At 45.8% G+C, this 14,618-nt stretch carries 15 protein-coding genes and 1 pseudogene; 11 read left to right on the top strand and 5 right to left on the bottom strand.

Annotated elements, in window-relative coordinates:
* Positions 1-97: 97 nt before the first annotated feature.
* The 4 genes from mobV to DQN70_RS09510 form a co-directional block, all read right to left on the bottom strand.
* Positions 98-1,354 (bottom strand): MobV family relaxase, encoded by a 1,257-nt coding sequence (mobV, locus tag DQN70_RS06115; RefSeq protein WP_023939353.1) that lies wholly within the window; start codon positions 1,352-1,354, stop codon positions 98-100.
* Positions 1,355-1,416: 62 nt separating this feature from the next.
* Entirely contained in the window at positions 1,417-1,623 is a 207-nt protein-coding gene (locus DQN70_RS06110) for a hypothetical protein (protein WP_023939354.1), read from the bottom strand.
* 60 nt (positions 1,624-1,683) lie between these two features.
* The gene (locus DQN70_RS06105; protein WP_023939355.1) at positions 1,684-2,613 is read right to left on the bottom strand and encodes a toprim domain-containing protein; all 930 of its coding nucleotides are present in this window, start codon (positions 2,611-2,613) and stop codon (positions 1,684-1,686) included.
* A 68-nt stretch (positions 2,614-2,681) separates the two neighbouring features.
* Positions 2,682-2,825, bottom strand: coding sequence for a hypothetical protein (locus DQN70_RS09510; protein ID WP_006948553.1), 144 nt, complete (start codon positions 2,823-2,825; stop codon positions 2,682-2,684).
* 479 nt (positions 2,826-3,304) lie between these two features.
* On the opposite strand from DQN70_RS09510, the gene DQN70_RS06100 reads away from it, so the two are divergent.
* The 8 genes from DQN70_RS06100 to DQN70_RS06065 all read left to right on the top strand — a co-directional run bounded on the left by DQN70_RS06100 (position 3,305) and on the right by DQN70_RS06065 (position 6,752).
* On the top strand, positions 3,305-3,583 hold the full coding sequence (locus tag DQN70_RS06100; RefSeq protein ID WP_006948555.1) for a helix-turn-helix domain-containing protein: 279 nt from the start codon (positions 3,305-3,307) through the stop codon (positions 3,581-3,583).
* Between the two features lie 2 nt (positions 3,584-3,585).
* Positions 3,586-3,873 (top strand): helix-turn-helix domain-containing protein, encoded by a 288-nt coding sequence (locus DQN70_RS06095; protein ID WP_023939358.1) that lies wholly within the window; start codon positions 3,586-3,588, stop codon positions 3,871-3,873.
* 90 nt (positions 3,874-3,963) lie between these two features.
* A complete protein-coding gene (locus DQN70_RS06090; RefSeq protein WP_023939359.1) occupies positions 3,964-4,383 on the top strand; it encodes a VOC family protein in 420 nt (139 codons plus the stop codon).
* Between the two features lie 13 nt (positions 4,384-4,396).
* Positions 4,397-4,666 (top strand): helix-hairpin-helix domain-containing protein, encoded by a 270-nt coding sequence (locus tag DQN70_RS06085; RefSeq protein WP_023939360.1) that lies wholly within the window; start codon positions 4,397-4,399, stop codon positions 4,664-4,666.
* Between the two features lie 107 nt (positions 4,667-4,773).
* Positions 4,774-5,274 carry a hypothetical protein gene (locus DQN70_RS06080; RefSeq protein WP_024990992.1) on the top strand — a complete coding sequence of 167 codons (501 nt, stop codon included), beginning with the start codon at positions 4,774-4,776 and terminating at the stop codon, positions 5,272-5,274.
* Positions 5,275-5,290: 16 nt separating this feature from the next.
* Positions 5,291-5,884 (top strand): type 1 glutamine amidotransferase family protein, encoded by a 594-nt coding sequence (locus DQN70_RS06075; protein ID WP_370664417.1) that lies wholly within the window; start codon positions 5,291-5,293, stop codon positions 5,882-5,884.
* A 26-nt stretch (positions 5,885-5,910) separates the two neighbouring features.
* Positions 5,911-6,312 (top strand): SRPBCC family protein, encoded by a 402-nt coding sequence (locus tag DQN70_RS06070; RefSeq protein ID WP_006948561.1) that lies wholly within the window; start codon positions 5,911-5,913, stop codon positions 6,310-6,312.
* Positions 6,309-6,752, top strand: a complete 444-nt coding sequence (locus DQN70_RS06065) for a GNAT family N-acetyltransferase (protein ID WP_023939364.1) — start codon at positions 6,309-6,311, stop codon at positions 6,750-6,752. Before DQN70_RS06070 ends, DQN70_RS06065 begins: the two co-directional genes overlap by 4 nt.
* A gap of 51 nt (positions 6,753-6,803) precedes the next feature.
* On the opposite strand, the gene DQN70_RS06060 is transcribed toward DQN70_RS06065, so the two are convergent.
* Positions 6,804-8,015 (bottom strand): site-specific integrase, encoded by a 1,212-nt coding sequence (locus DQN70_RS06060; protein WP_023939365.1) that lies wholly within the window; start codon positions 8,013-8,015, stop codon positions 6,804-6,806.
* 716 nt (positions 8,016-8,731) lie between these two features.
* Between DQN70_RS06060 and DQN70_RS06055 the strand changes: the two genes are divergently transcribed.
* The 3 genes and pseudogenes from DQN70_RS06055 to DQN70_RS06045 all read left to right on the top strand — a co-directional run bounded on the left by DQN70_RS06055 (position 8,732) and on the right by DQN70_RS06045 (position 14,528).
* Positions 8,732-10,486 (top strand): phospho-sugar mutase, encoded by a 1,755-nt coding sequence (locus DQN70_RS06055; RefSeq protein ID WP_023939367.1) that lies wholly within the window; start codon positions 8,732-8,734, stop codon positions 10,484-10,486.
* Positions 10,487-10,576: 90 nt separating this feature from the next.
* Positions 10,577-12,118 (top strand): annotated as a pseudogene (locus tag DQN70_RS06050) (THUMP domain-containing class I SAM-dependent RNA methyltransferase); the annotation flags it as partial.
* Positions 12,119-12,317: 199 nt separating this feature from the next.
* Entirely contained in the window at positions 12,318-14,528 is a 2,211-nt protein-coding gene (locus DQN70_RS06045; RefSeq protein ID WP_023939370.1) for a S9 family peptidase, read from the top strand.
* The last annotated feature ends 90 nt before the right edge of the window (positions 14,529-14,618 follow it).

Genomic DNA, 14,618 nt, shown 5'->3' with positions numbered 1-14,618 from the left:
AGACAAGCTCACTATTTCACTTGCAAAGATAACCCTTTGCGAGGGAAAGTGAGCGTCTTTTCTTGTTTTTCTTCTTGTCAGTGAAAGAAAAAAGCAATTACAGTCGTTGCGAACGGTTGCGATTGATAAGCTGTCTCCATTTCTGCTCGCACCAATCGGTAATGGGAAGCCCGTTGATGGTGAGGAGCGGTCGTTTCTTCTCATCCTTGATGATACGGATTTCGCTATCCTCTTCCGTAAACTCTCTCTTGTACAGCCCCGAATAGGTTTTAGCCGTTCCTCGCTGGGGAGTTTCCGTGCGATACATCTCCGCTATCCTGTCGTCAGAGAAACCCATCTTTCGGAGCATCAGACGGATATTCAAAAGCTGGTAGAAACCACTGAAGAAGCGTTTTATCCAATTCCGCTCTTCCTCGTAAACTTGCACAGTCTCTTTCAATTCGGCAATGGCTCTGTCCCTTCCCTTGACCGTGTCTTGCAAGAGAACGACCTCCTTTCGGATTTCATTCTTCTCCTTTTCTGAAAGATACTGCTGCCGTTCGGCTTCCTGCTCTAAGTCTTCTATGCGTTTCTCTGCCTTGTCGAGTTCGGAGTTGCCAAAGAGGGAGTACAGCGTGCCTTTCATACGGAGCTTGCCTGCCTGCTTCTCCAGCTCCTTTATCTTGGCTGTGAGTTCCGCCTTTTGAGCTTCCTTCTCTTTCGTGGATTTGAGAATTTCCTTGTAATACTCCATCGTGGTCCGGTGCTTGGCTTCCGAGCCGTGTACGCCCCGTTCCAATCCGAACCGTTGCACTCGCTTGGCATAGTCCGTCTGATACTGCTCCAGTTTCTTGGGCGTAAGCACATCATCGGCACAAAGTCGTACCTTGTTCTTCTTCGTCTTGTACTTCCGCTTCCCATTCTCGGCTTCCTCTTTGGCTTTCCTTCTTTCGCCCGTGACAATCGGAACGACCGTGGCGTGAATATGGGGAGTATCCTCGTCTGCATGTAGCGTGGCAGCGACCACATTGTCTGCTCCAAAAGTGGAGCGAAGCCAATCCATCGATTCATCACACCACTCGTACAAGCGTCCTTCCTGCTCTATACGAGCCATATCCTCCAGTGAACTCGACAGGATAAAGCGCAGGGCTTTGACTTGGTTCTTTGCAACCTTTCGGTAGATACCGGCCGTGGCGATACGATGCTCTATCGCTTCGCTACGGTTGGTCACATTTGCAGGGAATTGCACCAATTCCCTGTTCAGGTGTGTGCGAGAAGGATCGACGTTACTCGGGGTATATGTCCGTGCTATATGAGCGGTATTTCCCGAGTCGTTGCTTCTCGCCTTGTCTATATGTAATACGGCGTAGCCCATTGTTTGAAGATTGATTTAGGGGTATCCAAAGGGGCGAAGTCCCTTGGCTCAGGAGGGTATTTTTAGCGATAACGGAGTGCAGCGTGAAGAAAATACCCTAATGAGCTATGGCATTTCTTGAAATGACCTTTCCGCAGCATCTCTTTCACTTTCGTTACCTGCTGCATTCTGTGAATGCCTGCACGCTTTGTTTCTAAGTTGGCTCTGCAAACTTGCGGTTCTGAGGAACTGCCGTAGCTATCGAAACAAAGCCGTTTATTCGCATACATTTTATTTCCTGCATCTTTGAATACCTGATGATAGAATAATGTTGTTTGCTCTGTTTTGCCTTATCGTCCAAGTCCTCGTTTACGAGGTGGTATCACCTGTTTTTGCCCTGTTCTTTGGGCAACGTGGTACTCATTGAGGTCTTTGTATCGAGCATAGTGTCGGCTCATATCCTCCACGTTGATACCTGCCGATTGGATAACTTGAAGAGCCTGTCGTCCTGCTTGGTCGTTGTCGAAGAAAGCCCGAACGGAATCGATACCTTTCTCGTGGAGGTAGGCGATGGCTCTATGGATATTGCTCACGGAGTTCAGAACGATGGAAGGCGAAATGGGTTCTTCCCTTTTCATCGTGAGATGGGAAAGAAAGTCCATAAAGCCCTCGAAGAGACAGGGCGTTTCAGAAGTACTCTCTTGAATGAGGCTTATATCCTTTGGTGCTATTGTGCCTTTGAACTTCTTGTCATCTCGGAGTTCGTACCCTCCTGCACGATTGGCAAAGCCGATGGCGGAGTATTCACGTCCTCCTACTTCGTAGCGAACGTGACGGAGATAAGGGCTTGCCGTGACAAGGTCTATCCCCCGTACCTCTCGGAGATAGCTTTGTAGAGGCAGGGGTAATTCTTCGCTGATGGAGAGAATGCTCCTTGTACTTGTAGAATTGGTCGTGAAAGCGGTTGTTTCACGATGAAAGGACGAGGAAATAAAACATTCCTCTTTACCTTCGGCAAGATGTGCCATTGCTTCGTAGGCATTGCATCCTTGCATCCGCACCACGAGGTCGATGATGCTTCCGCCTTGGCTTGTCCCATAGTCGTGCCACAAGTTTTGCCGAAAGTCCACTTTCAAGCTGGCGTTGGGGTCTTCTCGGTAGGGGGCGTGATAGAGGGCGTATCCGTTGTAACGCTTGGCAGGCTCGATACCGCAGGCGTGCAGATAGTCGGCTATCGGTATTGCCTTGATAGTGGGGAGGTCGTAATATCTTGATTTCATAAGTTGATTCGATGATTATTGTGTGAATAAAAAGTGGATTCAAACGGTGAAAGGGAAAGGCTGTCGACTCATGGAGGACGAGCCTTGTCGCACTTCTCGGTAGAGAAATAGCAAAAAGCCATTCCTCGCTTTTTCTCTTTCACTGTATATCTCCTTTCACAGTGAAAGAAGAAAGTATCTATGGCATTTTTCGTTTGCTTGTTTCTTTTCATTGTTCGTACTTCTTCTGTTTGCTTGATTTTGGACTTTCACCCGAAAAAGGATGCTGAAACCAAGTTAGAAAGCCGAACCTATACCGCCAAGGTTTACGAGGCTGTTGCTTCGAGGTACAGAAGAATGCTCCGAAAATGGACGGCACAAACGGGAAAAATTGGGACAAAAACGCTCAAAAGAAGAGAACCAAAAGTAGGACGGCTCGGAAAGCGACTTCTTCGGATTGCCAAAGCCTGCATACTTTTTCTTCGAGGGAGAAAGGAGCGTCTGTTTTCACTGATAAGAGAGCCACTTCATACCGTATCGAAGCCACAAGTACGCACTTAGAGATAAGTGGGTGAATTAGGCAATTCATGCTTGTATATTTGCCTGCGACTTCCTTGTATTTCCCTTGATTTCATCAGGTCTGGTAACAAGGATTTCGCCTGCGTACATTTGCATCCAACGAAGTAGAAATGACAATTAAAACGATATTGATATGAGATTTACCGCTATCGACACCTCCGCTTGGGAGGAACTAAAAAAGAGCATCGAAGAGTTGGCTCTTTGTATGAGAGAACAATTCGGCACGAAGCCCGAAGTCCTCGACCTGTTGCACAACGGGGACGTTTGCCGAATCCTGAACATCAGCAAACGAACGCTCCAGCATTATCGGGATACTTCCGTATTGCCCTTCATTCAAATCGGGCATAAGTGCTACTACAAACGAGAGGATGTGGAAGCACTCCTCGAAAAGTCGAACCGAAAAATACAATGACTATGGAACACGAAATCATAAATAAAGAAACGCCCGAAATAAAACAACTCATCTCAGGCATTAAGGAAGTAAGCAAACGCCTTCGGGAGATTGCCCAAACGCACCGTCCGCTCTTCGGGGGAGAAATCTATCTCACGGGGCGAGAGGTCTGCGAACGGCTTTTCATCAGCCCCCACACCTTACAGGACTATCGGGACAAGGGCATTATCCCCTACACCCAAATCGCAGGGAAAATCCTCTATCGACTATCCGACATCAATCGACTGCTACAAGAGAACTATCGGAAATAAAGCATTTGTAAGAGATATTTTCTTACTGTTCTATTCGTCTTTCTCGCTATGAATGAGTAACTTTTTGGCGGATTAAATAATGTACAACTTATGAGACAGAAACTCACTTTAATCACATTGGGAGTAAAAGACTTTCAAAAGGCATTGGCTTTCTACGAGGGCTTAGGCTGGAAGAAATCGCAACAAAGCCAGGAAGCCTACGCATTGTTCCCTTTGGGTGGGATAGTTTTAGGATTATATCCACTGCAAGAATTGGAAAAAGACACAACGCTGAATTATCAGCAGGCGTCCTTTTCGGGCATGACAATCAGCTATAATGCCACATCGGAGGAAGAAGTCAATGCAGTGATGCAGGAAGCCGAACGGTTCGGGGCAACCATTGTGAAGCCTGCGCAGAAAGTGTTTTGGGGCGGTTACAGTGGCTATTTTAAGGATTTAGACGGCTATGTGTTCGAGGTTGCCTACAATCCTTTTTGGCAGATTGACAACGAGGGAAACCTTGTTATATAGTTCGTCAGATGCAATGACCAAAGAGCAGACCATTAAGGAATTAACGGTAATTCCCGGAATAGGAAAATCGCTTGCCACCGACTTGTGGAATATAGGTATAACTTCCATTGACGACTTGAAAGGCAAAGACCCCGAAGTCCTCTTTACCTTATCCAACGACTATGTTGGAGTGGTGCAAGACCGTTGTGTATTGTACGCTTTCAGATGTGCGGTTTATTTTGCACAGACGCCACCAGAGCATCGGGAAAAAGAAAAACTGAACTGGTGGTTTTGGAAAGACTGATAAAACAGTTGTCATATTCCGCCAAATATGACGACATATTTTAACCATACCAACCGACAATCGAATAACGACTAAAACAAGAAGATATGGCACGAATCACATTTAGGATGAATGAATTTATAACAGCATTGTGTAGCAATACAAGGAATGGGCGAATCCCCGAAGAATATGATTTCTTCGGAGGTCTTATAGGCGAATGGGACATTGTGTGGAACGACCATTTGGAAGATGCCGAACCACGAAAGGTAAAGGGCGAATGGATATTTTCCCGAGTATTGGACGGTACGGCAGTGCAAGACCTTTTTATCGTCCCGTCTCGTGAGGAACGCCTGATAAATAAACAACCCGATGCCGAATACGGAACGACACTCCGTATTTTTAATCCCGAGACAATGGCATGGGATATTTTCTATGGTTGTATGGGCGAGGCTATCCGACTGACCGCCCGAAAGGTTGGCAAAGAAATTATCCTGACTGAAAACACGACAGAGAAGATGAGGTATGTATTCTCTGATATAGCGACTTCTTCTTTTCTGTGGAGAAAAGAGCGAATGACCGAAAACGACGAGTGGCAAACCGTGGCGAAAGTAATGGCAGAGAGAAAATAAAATAAATGAACTGATGATGAAACAGAAAGTATTATTTATCTTATTGAATGAATATACCGATTGGGAGGGGGCTTTTCTCTCTACGGCTCTTCACGTGGGCGTGATACCGGGAGGTGAAATCAAGTATGAAGTGCATACCGTTGCCCCAACATCGGACGCTGTCCGTTCCATCGGAGGTTTCAGAACCTTGCCCGATTACTCTTTCGAGAATATGCCGAAAGATTATGCAGCCTTGGTACTTATCGGTGGCAACCGCTGGGATTCGTCCGAAGCGAAACTTGTCGCACCATTGGTGCAAGAGGCTTTAGATAAAGGTAAAATCGTCGGGGCAATATGTAACGGTGCTTCATTCCTCTGTTCTCACGGTTTCCTGAACAATGTAAAGCACACAGGCAACGGTCTCGACCAACTCAAAAAATGGGGTGGTGAGAAATATACGAATGAAGCTGGATATGTGGAAGCACAAGCCGTTAGTAACAAGAATATTGTTACGGCAAATGGTGTAGGACATTTGGAATTCACTCGTGAGATGCTTCTATTGCTGAAAGCCAATATCCCCGAACAGATTGCCCAATGGTATGATTTCTACAAAAACGGATTTGTGAGATAACGACATTTTCTGAAATCCTAAACTTTATGGTCGTAACATCAAACATAAAAGCTACGTTTCCATGCGATTTACAGAGAGTTTGGGAAATCGTAACATCGCTTACAGATTACTCATGGAGAAGTGATATTGAAAGGATAGAAGTCGTATCAGATACGCAATTTGTAGAGATTGCGAAAGGTGGGTGCAGAACTGTTTTTACAATAACAAAACAAGACCCTAACTGCCTTTGGGAGTTTGATATGGAGAATAAAAATATGAAAGGCCATTGGAGCGGTGTTTTCAGTGGAAACGAAAAGACTGCCACAATTGATTTCACGGAGTACATAGAGCCTAAGAAATGGTTTCCCAAACCGCTTGTAAAGATATATTTGAAGTACATGCAAGTCGGATATGTCCGAGATTTAAGGCAGGCATTGAAAATAAAATGACCATAGAATTTTACCCTATCAATAAACCAAGAGCAGTCGAACTTCTCGATTCTCTTATAAACGTATGGGAGAGAGCTGTTCGAGCAACTCATCTTTTTCTAACGGAACAAGATATTCAGAATCTTATTCCTCACGGTCGAAGAGCATTGAGTGTGGTTGATTTGTTTGTCGTGAATGACAATGAATGCCCCATTGCGTTTATGGGCATCTCAGACGACAAGATAGAAATGCTGTTTGTTTCGCCTGATTATTTCAGAAAAGGCATAGGAAAAAGACTTATTCGACTCGCCATTGACGAATGCAAAATACGCTATATTGATGTAAACGAACAAAATCCCAATGCTCTCGCATTCTATAAGAAAATGGGATTTCAAGTTTTCGAGAGAACAGAAACGGACGAACTTGGTAATCTTTTCCCGATATTAAAAATGAAACAATAAAGAGAAAGAGCTTGCTCCATTAATGAGGAACAAGCTCTTTTCATTTTAAGCCTATATATTCCTTTGTTGTATCAGCCTGTCCATATCCGAGGAAATCTTTTGATCAGTGATTTGGGCGTAGATTTGTGTGCTGGCAATGGACGAATGTCCCATCATTTTAGCAATGCTCTCTATCGGAATACCAGCCTCCAAGGTCAGCGTACCGAACGAATGGCGAGCAAGATGTGCGGTAATGGGAATTGTTATTCCTGCCCGATGTTGCAGCCCTTTCAGAAGATAGCGGTAAGTGGTATAAGGGATGTTCGGGAAAAGCGTATCTCGTTCTTCCGAGCTGTACTTTTCAATAATATGTTCTGCTTCGGGCAGTAATTTAACCCGACTTAAAGAATCAGTCTTCTGTCTCTGAAACTTCAACCAACTTTTGCCCTCATCGTCAAGAAAAAGATGTTCCTGATTGAGACACATCATATCACAATAGGATACTCCTGTATAGCACGAGAAGAGAAAGAGATTGCGTGCAGTCTCCAATTCCTTTTCATATTCATTCAGCTTCAGGCTCTGCAATTTCTCAAACGAAGCCTTATCTAATGCTCGTGGCATCTTTGCATCGCCTTTCTCTATTTTCACAAAGTCCAATATGGGGCGTTCCGTTATTCCCTCATTGAAAGCCATCTTGCAGGTCTTCTTGACCAATTGGGCTAACCTGCAAAAGTAAGCCTGCGAATAGCCCAGCTTGCTTTTCGCATAATGTTGGAAGTTGTCCAAGAAATCATCCTCGATTTGCGTAAAGGTCAAATCCTTGACTTTGTAATGGTTGAGAATGAAACGGCTTAACTGCTTTCGTGTATTGCGATAGATAGCAAACGATTGCCTCTTGATGTCTGTCCCGATACGTTTTTCCGCCTCTTCCACCATTCTGTCGTATTGTTGCAACAGGGTAACACGTCCTTGCATACAGCCTTGGAATGCTTCCTTGATGTCTGTGGCTGTAAATTCCACACCTCGCTCACAGAGGACTTGATACGCTTCCTGTATCGAGAGTAGAAGCCGTTCCAAATTAGCATTGGTTTCCACCGCCTCTTGGCTCTTGCCATTCAGTCGGCTTTCACGCACGTTCCACAACTTGGGATTGCACGACAGCTTACTGCTGAATTGTGCCATCGTGCGGTCGTAAGTAATACGCCCCATTATCGGAGCCAGCCCCACCTTGTTCAATCCGCCCTTTTTGAGGTAGAGCAACACCTTGAATTTGTCTGTTTGCATACGCTTCTTTTTTTATGGGCAAAGTTATCCGTTATCGAAGCGTTTTCAGCTACGCAAACATTGTAGTACAAAGCATAAGCACCGCAATAAAGGAACGGTAAGTTGCCGAATACTCTTCTGTCAGTTACCTTCTCTTACCTCTTCGTTACCATTAGAGAGATGGACTAACGATTTGGTAACGGAACTTCTGCATAAATCCGCGCTTTCTGCACTTTATCCCTCAATGCAAACCACCGAGACATGGCGCAAATCGCTCTCATTTCCATTCATTTACCTCTCATCTACAACCTAATACTCTTTTCGCTGATAGTTCCTATACAAAAATTTATTCTCTCCTGTGTTAGCAAAATTTCTCTCAGGAGAGAAATTTCATTCTCTCCCGTGTCATAAAAAAACAGCTCCCATGAGGAGAAAAAAAGAGGGAGAAAAACGGTCAATATAAGACCTATTCCAAGCAAAAACAAGGTATCAAAGAAAACACAAAACAATACGCAATAAAACAACAATAAACTATATTGTCATAAGAAGACACTCTTCATAGCATCCCTCCAAAAAATACAATTTGAAAACCTCTATTCAAATCAGCAGGCAATTGAACGATAGGGAAACCGTCACAATATGCTACGATACGGAAGGGATAGAGGCTGCTAATAGGTCGGGAAGCATCGCCCCAAAATGCTACCTTTGTAGCATAGACAATAATTTAGACTACAAATATGGATACAAACCAACTCCTACAAGAAGTAAGAGCTAAGGCCAATGGTTGGCTAGGGGAGGCATATGATGCCGAAACACAAGCCAAAGTGCGAGAAATGCTTGATAGTGAAGACACGACAGAGCTTATCGAATCCTTTTACAAGGATCTGGAATTCGGCACCGGAGGTCTGCGAGGGATCATGGGAGCAGGGAGTAACCGCATGAACCGCTACACAGTAGGTGCAGCTACTCAAGGGCTTGCCAATTACCTGAAAAAAGAATTTGCCTCCTCGGATCGCATCAGCGTGGCTATTGGCTACGACTGCCGGCACAATAGCCGACAATTTGCACAAACTGTGGCAGAAATTTTTACCGCCAACGGTATTTACGTATATCTATTTGAGGCCCTCAGGCCAACTCCGGAGGTCAGCTATGTAATACGCAGGCTAGGCTGTCAAAGTGGTGTGATGGTAACGGCCTCGCATAATCCTCCGGAATACAACGGATACAAAGTATATTGGAGCGATGGAGCACAAGTCATCGCCCCTCATGATCAGAGCATCATTGCCGAAGTTGGAAAAATCTCATCTGTGGACAAGATTCGCTTCCAAGGAGACAGTTCTATGATAACCCTTTTGGGAGAAGAAATGGACAACGACTTTATAGCCAAGGTAAAGTCCCTAAGCCTCTCGCCGGAGTCGGTCCAAAGGCATAAGGATTTGGCTATTGTCTACACACCCATCCATGGCACTGGCGGTACTATCGTCCCCAAAGCGTTAAGGGCTTTCGGCTTTGAAAATATTCTCAACGTACCGGAGCAAGATGTTATCAGTGGCGACTTCCCGACCGTTGTATCACCCAATCCCGAAGAACCGGCTGCTCTGAAAATGGCTATCGAGCGGGCAAACGAAACAAAGGCCAACATGGTATTGGCTTCGGATCCGGATGGAGACCGCATCGGGGTAGCTGTGCGCAACAAAGAAGGGGAAATGGTGCTCATGAATGGGAATGAGATCTGTGCACTACTGACCTACTACTCAATAGCCAGACGCAAAGAAAAAGGAGAGCTGGCCCCCAATGACTATGTGGTAAAAACAATAGTAACCACAGAGCTGATAAAAGCGATAGCTGACGATTATCAGGTGCAGCTCTTCGATTGCTACACAGGGTTCAAATGGATAGCCGATGTTGTGCGTAAGAATGAGGTATTGGGAAAGAGGTACATAGGAGGAGGAGAAGAAAGCTATGGTTTCCTTTGGGAAGACTTCATCCGAGACAAAAGTTCCGTATCTGCCTGCTGTATTTTTGCCGAAATGGCAGCTTGGGCTCTGGACAAGGGATTGACAATATACGAGCTAATGCGCAGCCTCTACGTGAAGTACGGATTCTACAAAGAGGTCGGGGTCAGCATTGTGCGCAAAGGCCGAACAGGAGCCCAAGAAATAGCAGAGATGATGCGCAAATACCGAGAGCAGCCAATGACTCAAATTGCAGGATCCCCGATAGTGGAGATACTCGACTACCAATCTTTGGAAAAAAGAGATTTGCGCAGTGGCAAGACAGAAAAATTCGAAATGCCAGCGACAAGCAACGTGCTGCAATACAAATCTGAAGATGGCTCCAAGCTATCTATTCGTCCATCCGGCACGGAGCCCAAGATAAAGTACTACATAGGGCTACGCCGACCTGTTGCAAACGAATTGGAGCTGGATACCGCATACAAAACAGCAGAAGAAGCTGTGGCGAAAGTGCGTAAAGACTTGGGGAACATTTGACTCACACCTAAAAAAGGAAAGGCTTGGAGCAAACAATAGTATCACTCTGCTCGAAAGCCTTTCCACTTACTACCTACCTGCCATTGATCTATGACAGAGACATTCGAAATAGTAGCCAAAACACTCCATGGCCTGGAGGACGTGCTCGCTGAAGAGCTCCGCCAACTGGGAGCACAAAACATTCGTCCCGGCAAGCGAATGGTCGCATTCGAGGGAGATAAACGTCTGCTCTATGCAGCCAATCTGAAGCTGAGGACTGCCCTACGCATCCTCAAACCGGTCTTGAAATTCCAGGCCCAAGATGCCGATGAGGTTTATGCTCATATGCAGCAATTCGACTGGTCCGCAATACTCTCCCCCACCAACACCTTTGCAATTGATCCGGTGGTGTACTCCGAAACTTTCCGGCACAGTCGCTATGTGAGTTACCGGGCAAAAGATGCTATTGCCGATTTCTTCGTAGAAAAGTATGGCAAACGCCCCTCGGTGCGCCTGCACAATCCCGATATCCTTATCAATATCCATATCTCTCACCAAGATGTCACCGTTTCTCTGGACAGCTCTGGAGAAAGTCTTCACAAAAGGGGCTACAGAGTGGCTCAGACAGAAGCCCCTCTCAATGAGGTTCTGGCTGCAGGGATCATACTCAAAACTGGTTGGCAAGATGATTGCGATCTGATAGACCCTATGTGTGGATCCGGAACCCTAGTCATAGAAGCAGCTCTCATAGCAGCCAACATCGCTCCTGGTATCTATCGAGATCGGTTTGCTTTTCAGTCGTGGAGCGACTACGATACAGAGCTATTCGATGAGCTTTATCAGGATAGCTCGGAGGAACGCGAACCGGAGCATAAAATATACGGGTCGGACATACTGCCGGAAGCAATACGGATTGCACAAAAGAATGTCGACCGGAGCGGTCTGGGCAAATATATCAAACTGCAAGTGCTGCCCATGCAACAGCACCCCAAACCGGAAGCTCCTTTCGTGCTGATTACCAACCCTCCGTATGGAGAGCGACTTGGCCTTCGCAGTGGGGAAGATCTGTATGCAATGATAGGAGAACGACTCAAACACAACTTTGGCTCTGGAAAGGCTTGGATCTTGGCACACAAGACCGAACATTTCAACAGCATAGGTCTAAAACCCATGTACAAGGAAGAGCTGATGAATGGAGCTCTCCACTGTGAATTGAGGGGCTACGAACTGTTTGAAGGAACTTTTTCCGAACATCGAGCCGAACAAAGACAAAAAGGACAAACAGCTACAATACACAGAGAAAAAAAGGAAAGATCAGAAAGACCCCGCCCGGCAAATTACACTCGTCCTCCTCAAAGAGAGAACAAGAGATTTGAGGACAAGAAAAATAGGACGAGCTATACCTCCAAAGAAAGAGGCAGGTATCATGAAGACGAAGGAAAATTTGCAACCTCCTCGCCTGCAATGAAAAGATCGGAAAATGGAGACCGGGAAAAATCCTTCCGAGGAGAACGAAAGCCCACCCTACAAAAAACAAGAGCAGGAGGTACTCTGGACAAGCGAGCCTATGAACCGGGATTTTACCGAAGGGGAAAAACCGAGGAAAAACCGGTGATCTCTCGCACAAGAAAACGTATAGGAGATTATCTCTCCGGCAAAGTCTCCCAAACAACCGAAATGGCAAGATTACAGCGTATTCGCAAAGCTCGCAAGCAAGAAACGGATTGGCCGGAAGACCGTAAAAAAGCAATCTATGATGGTGAGGATACTGATCTCGATCAGAAGAGGAGATCTCCCAAGAAGACTCACAGAGAAATACAGATAATCCGCAACGAAGACACAAATCAGTGATATGAAACATTTTGCACCTTTCTCTCTCCTGCTTATTAGCATAATGACTTCTGGTACACGGTTCTCTGTCGAAGGCCAAAATACGAATTACTCGACCAAAGAGATGAAACTACACTCTTTGGAGCAACTTATTCCTGGGGGAAAAGAATTCAAGGCTTCATCCCCTCAATACCTACCCGGTTTAGGATGGTGCGGTAACAAAATTACCAGCACAAATGAATCCGGATATATACTCTACGAACCGACTTATCAGGGAAAAGGCATCGAATCCCTTCCTCGACAATCTGTTCCCAATGCAGAGGTACAGACAAGAATGGGCCTTTCACAAGAAAAGGGTTCGGCTATTTACCCAAGTGTAATACAGACAGTCAATGGTGATCGACTACTATACTCCTACCCTACCGGTCTTTTCGTGTACAACCCGGATACAAAAAACGTAGAGGCTACGTTTTCCACCAAGGCCGGAAGCGATCTGCTGGATATTTCCCCCAAAGGAGATGCCGCAGTGGTAGTCAAAGATCACAATCTGTACCTTCTGTTGAATGGCGACAAGCAAGCGCCACTGGCCATTACTCATGACGGTTACGAAGCTCTGACCTATGGAGAAGCAGTCCACCAATTTGAGTTCGGTATAGAGAAAGGCACATTTTGGAGCCCTGATGGGAGCAAGTTGGCATTCTATCGAATGGATCGTTCCATGGTAACCCCCTATCCTCTCGTGGATATAAAAAAGCGAAAAGCCGAACAGATTCCGGTACGTTACCCCATGGCCGGCATGGCTTCGCATCATGTGACCGTGGGAGTATTCGATTTGAAAACCGGTACCACAACCTACCTCAATACAGGAGGAGATCCGGAGCATTATCTCACGAATCTGAGCTGGAGTCCGGATAATAAGATCCTCTATATAGCCGAAGTAAACAGAGATCAAACTCGTTGTGATCTCAATGCCTATGAACTTGTGCAAGGAGAGCGCATTGCAACCCTCTTTACCGAGACGGACGACACATACACCGAGCCTCTACACCCCATGTACTTCGTTCCCGGACATCCGGATCTATTTGTTTGGCAAAGTCGAAGGGATGGCTACAAACACCTCTATCTATACAACACACAAGGTAAATTGCTTCGCCAACTTACCCGAGGGGAATGGGAAGTATTGGATTTCAAAGGAATAGACCCCAAAGGAGAAAAACTATACTATGAAAGCAATCAGCTTTCTCCCATTGATAGGCAGCTTTATTCCGTCTCTCTCTCAGGAGGGACCCCCGACAGTCTCACTCCTGAGCCAGGGATCCATCACACTCGTATTTCTTCGGATTATTACCATTTTATCGACATATTCCAGAGTCCCACAGTGGCAAGGCTCACTCGCCTATGTTCTACAAAGGGGAAAAAACAACAGATCCTACAAGAGTCTATAAATCCGGATGCTGGGTACCAAATGCCCGAGATAGAGTTGGGGACCATAACTGCAGCCGACAACCAAACTCAGCTACACTACCGTTTGGTAAAGCCGATGAATATGCAACCGGGAAAGAAATATCCAGTCATTGTGTATGTATATGGTGGTCCTCACACTCAACTGGTAACACGCAGCTGGAGGAGTTCGGCCGGAGGTTGGGATATCTATATGGCACAACTGGGCTATGCCGTCTTCACCGTAGACAGCCGAGGATCAGCCAATAGAGGGAAAGCCTTTGAACAAGTAATACACAGAAATCTGGGAACAAATGAGATGGCAGACCAGATGGAAGGTGTCAAATTCCTAAAATCATTACCTTGGGTGGACGCAGATCGGTTGGGCGTACACGGGTGGAGCTACGGAGGTTTCATGACAACCAATCTGATGCTCACTCATCCGGAAGTATTCAAGGTAGGTGTAGCTGGAGGGCCCGTAATGGACTGGAGTAAGTACGAAATTATGTACGGTGAGAGATACATGGACTCTCCGGAGCAAAATCCGGATGGATATGAACGAACAAATCTCTGCAAAAGGGCCGACCAACTGAAAGGCCGTTTGTTGCTCATCCATGGCGATGTAGATAATGTCGTACTTTGGCAACACGGGCTACTTTTTGTGCAAGCGTGCGTAGACGCAGGTACTTACCCGGACTATATGGTCTACCCTGGTCATAAACACAATGTAATCGGCCCGGATCGTGTACACCTCTACACGACTATCACTCGTTATTTCACCACTCATCTTTGACAGTAATAAACTATGAGACAGAAACAATCCACCAAACAAACTCAACCCGAGACAAACCTGCCTTGGGAAGGAAATACAACAAATCTGCAC

The sequence above is a fragment of the Porphyromonas crevioricanis genome (assembly GCF_900476255.1).
In the GTDB taxonomy this organism is placed as follows: domain Bacteria; phylum Bacteroidota; class Bacteroidia; order Bacteroidales; family Porphyromonadaceae; genus Porphyromonas; species Porphyromonas crevioricanis.
The sequence above is the reverse complement of the archived record's forward strand: the minus strand, read 5'-3'. Positions and strand labels throughout refer to the sequence as shown.

Bases quoted from the DNA above. Each gene is read 5' to 3' on its own strand.
- mobV (WP_023939353.1), bottom strand. From the start codon at position 1,354: ATGGGCTACGCCGTATTACATATAGACAAGGCGAGAAGCAACGACTCG.
- DQN70_RS06110 (WP_023939354.1), bottom strand. From the start codon at position 1,623: ATGTATGCGAATAAACGGCTTTGTTTCGATAGCTACGGCAGTTCCTCA.
- DQN70_RS06105 (WP_023939355.1), bottom strand. From the start codon at position 2,613: ATGAAATCAAGATATTACGACCTCCCCACTATCAAGGCAATACCGATA.
- DQN70_RS09510 (WP_006948553.1), bottom strand. From the start codon at position 2,825: ATGAAAAGAAACAAGCAAACGAAAAATGCCATAGATACTTTCTTCTTT.
- DQN70_RS06100 (WP_006948555.1), top strand. From the start codon at position 3,305: ATGAGATTTACCGCTATCGACACCTCCGCTTGGGAGGAACTAAAAAAG.
- DQN70_RS06095 (WP_023939358.1), top strand. From the start codon at position 3,586: ATGGAACACGAAATCATAAATAAAGAAACGCCCGAAATAAAACAACTC.
- DQN70_RS06090 (WP_023939359.1), top strand. From the start codon at position 3,964: ATGAGACAGAAACTCACTTTAATCACATTGGGAGTAAAAGACTTTCAA.
- DQN70_RS06085 (WP_023939360.1), top strand. From the start codon at position 4,397: ATGACCAAAGAGCAGACCATTAAGGAATTAACGGTAATTCCCGGAATA.
- DQN70_RS06080 (WP_024990992.1), top strand. From the start codon at position 4,774: ATGAATGAATTTATAACAGCATTGTGTAGCAATACAAGGAATGGGCGA.
- DQN70_RS06075 (WP_370664417.1), top strand. From the start codon at position 5,291: ATGAAACAGAAAGTATTATTTATCTTATTGAATGAATATACCGATTGG.
- DQN70_RS06070 (WP_006948561.1), top strand. From the start codon at position 5,911: ATGGTCGTAACATCAAACATAAAAGCTACGTTTCCATGCGATTTACAG.
- DQN70_RS06065 (WP_023939364.1), top strand. From the start codon at position 6,309: ATGACCATAGAATTTTACCCTATCAATAAACCAAGAGCAGTCGAACTT.
- DQN70_RS06060 (WP_023939365.1), bottom strand. From the start codon at position 8,015: ATGCAAACAGACAAATTCAAGGTGTTGCTCTACCTCAAAAAGGGCGGA.
- DQN70_RS06055 (WP_023939367.1), top strand. From the start codon at position 8,732: ATGGATACAAACCAACTCCTACAAGAAGTAAGAGCTAAGGCCAATGGT.
- DQN70_RS06045 (WP_023939370.1), top strand. From the start codon at position 12,318: ATGAAACATTTTGCACCTTTCTCTCTCCTGCTTATTAGCATAATGACT.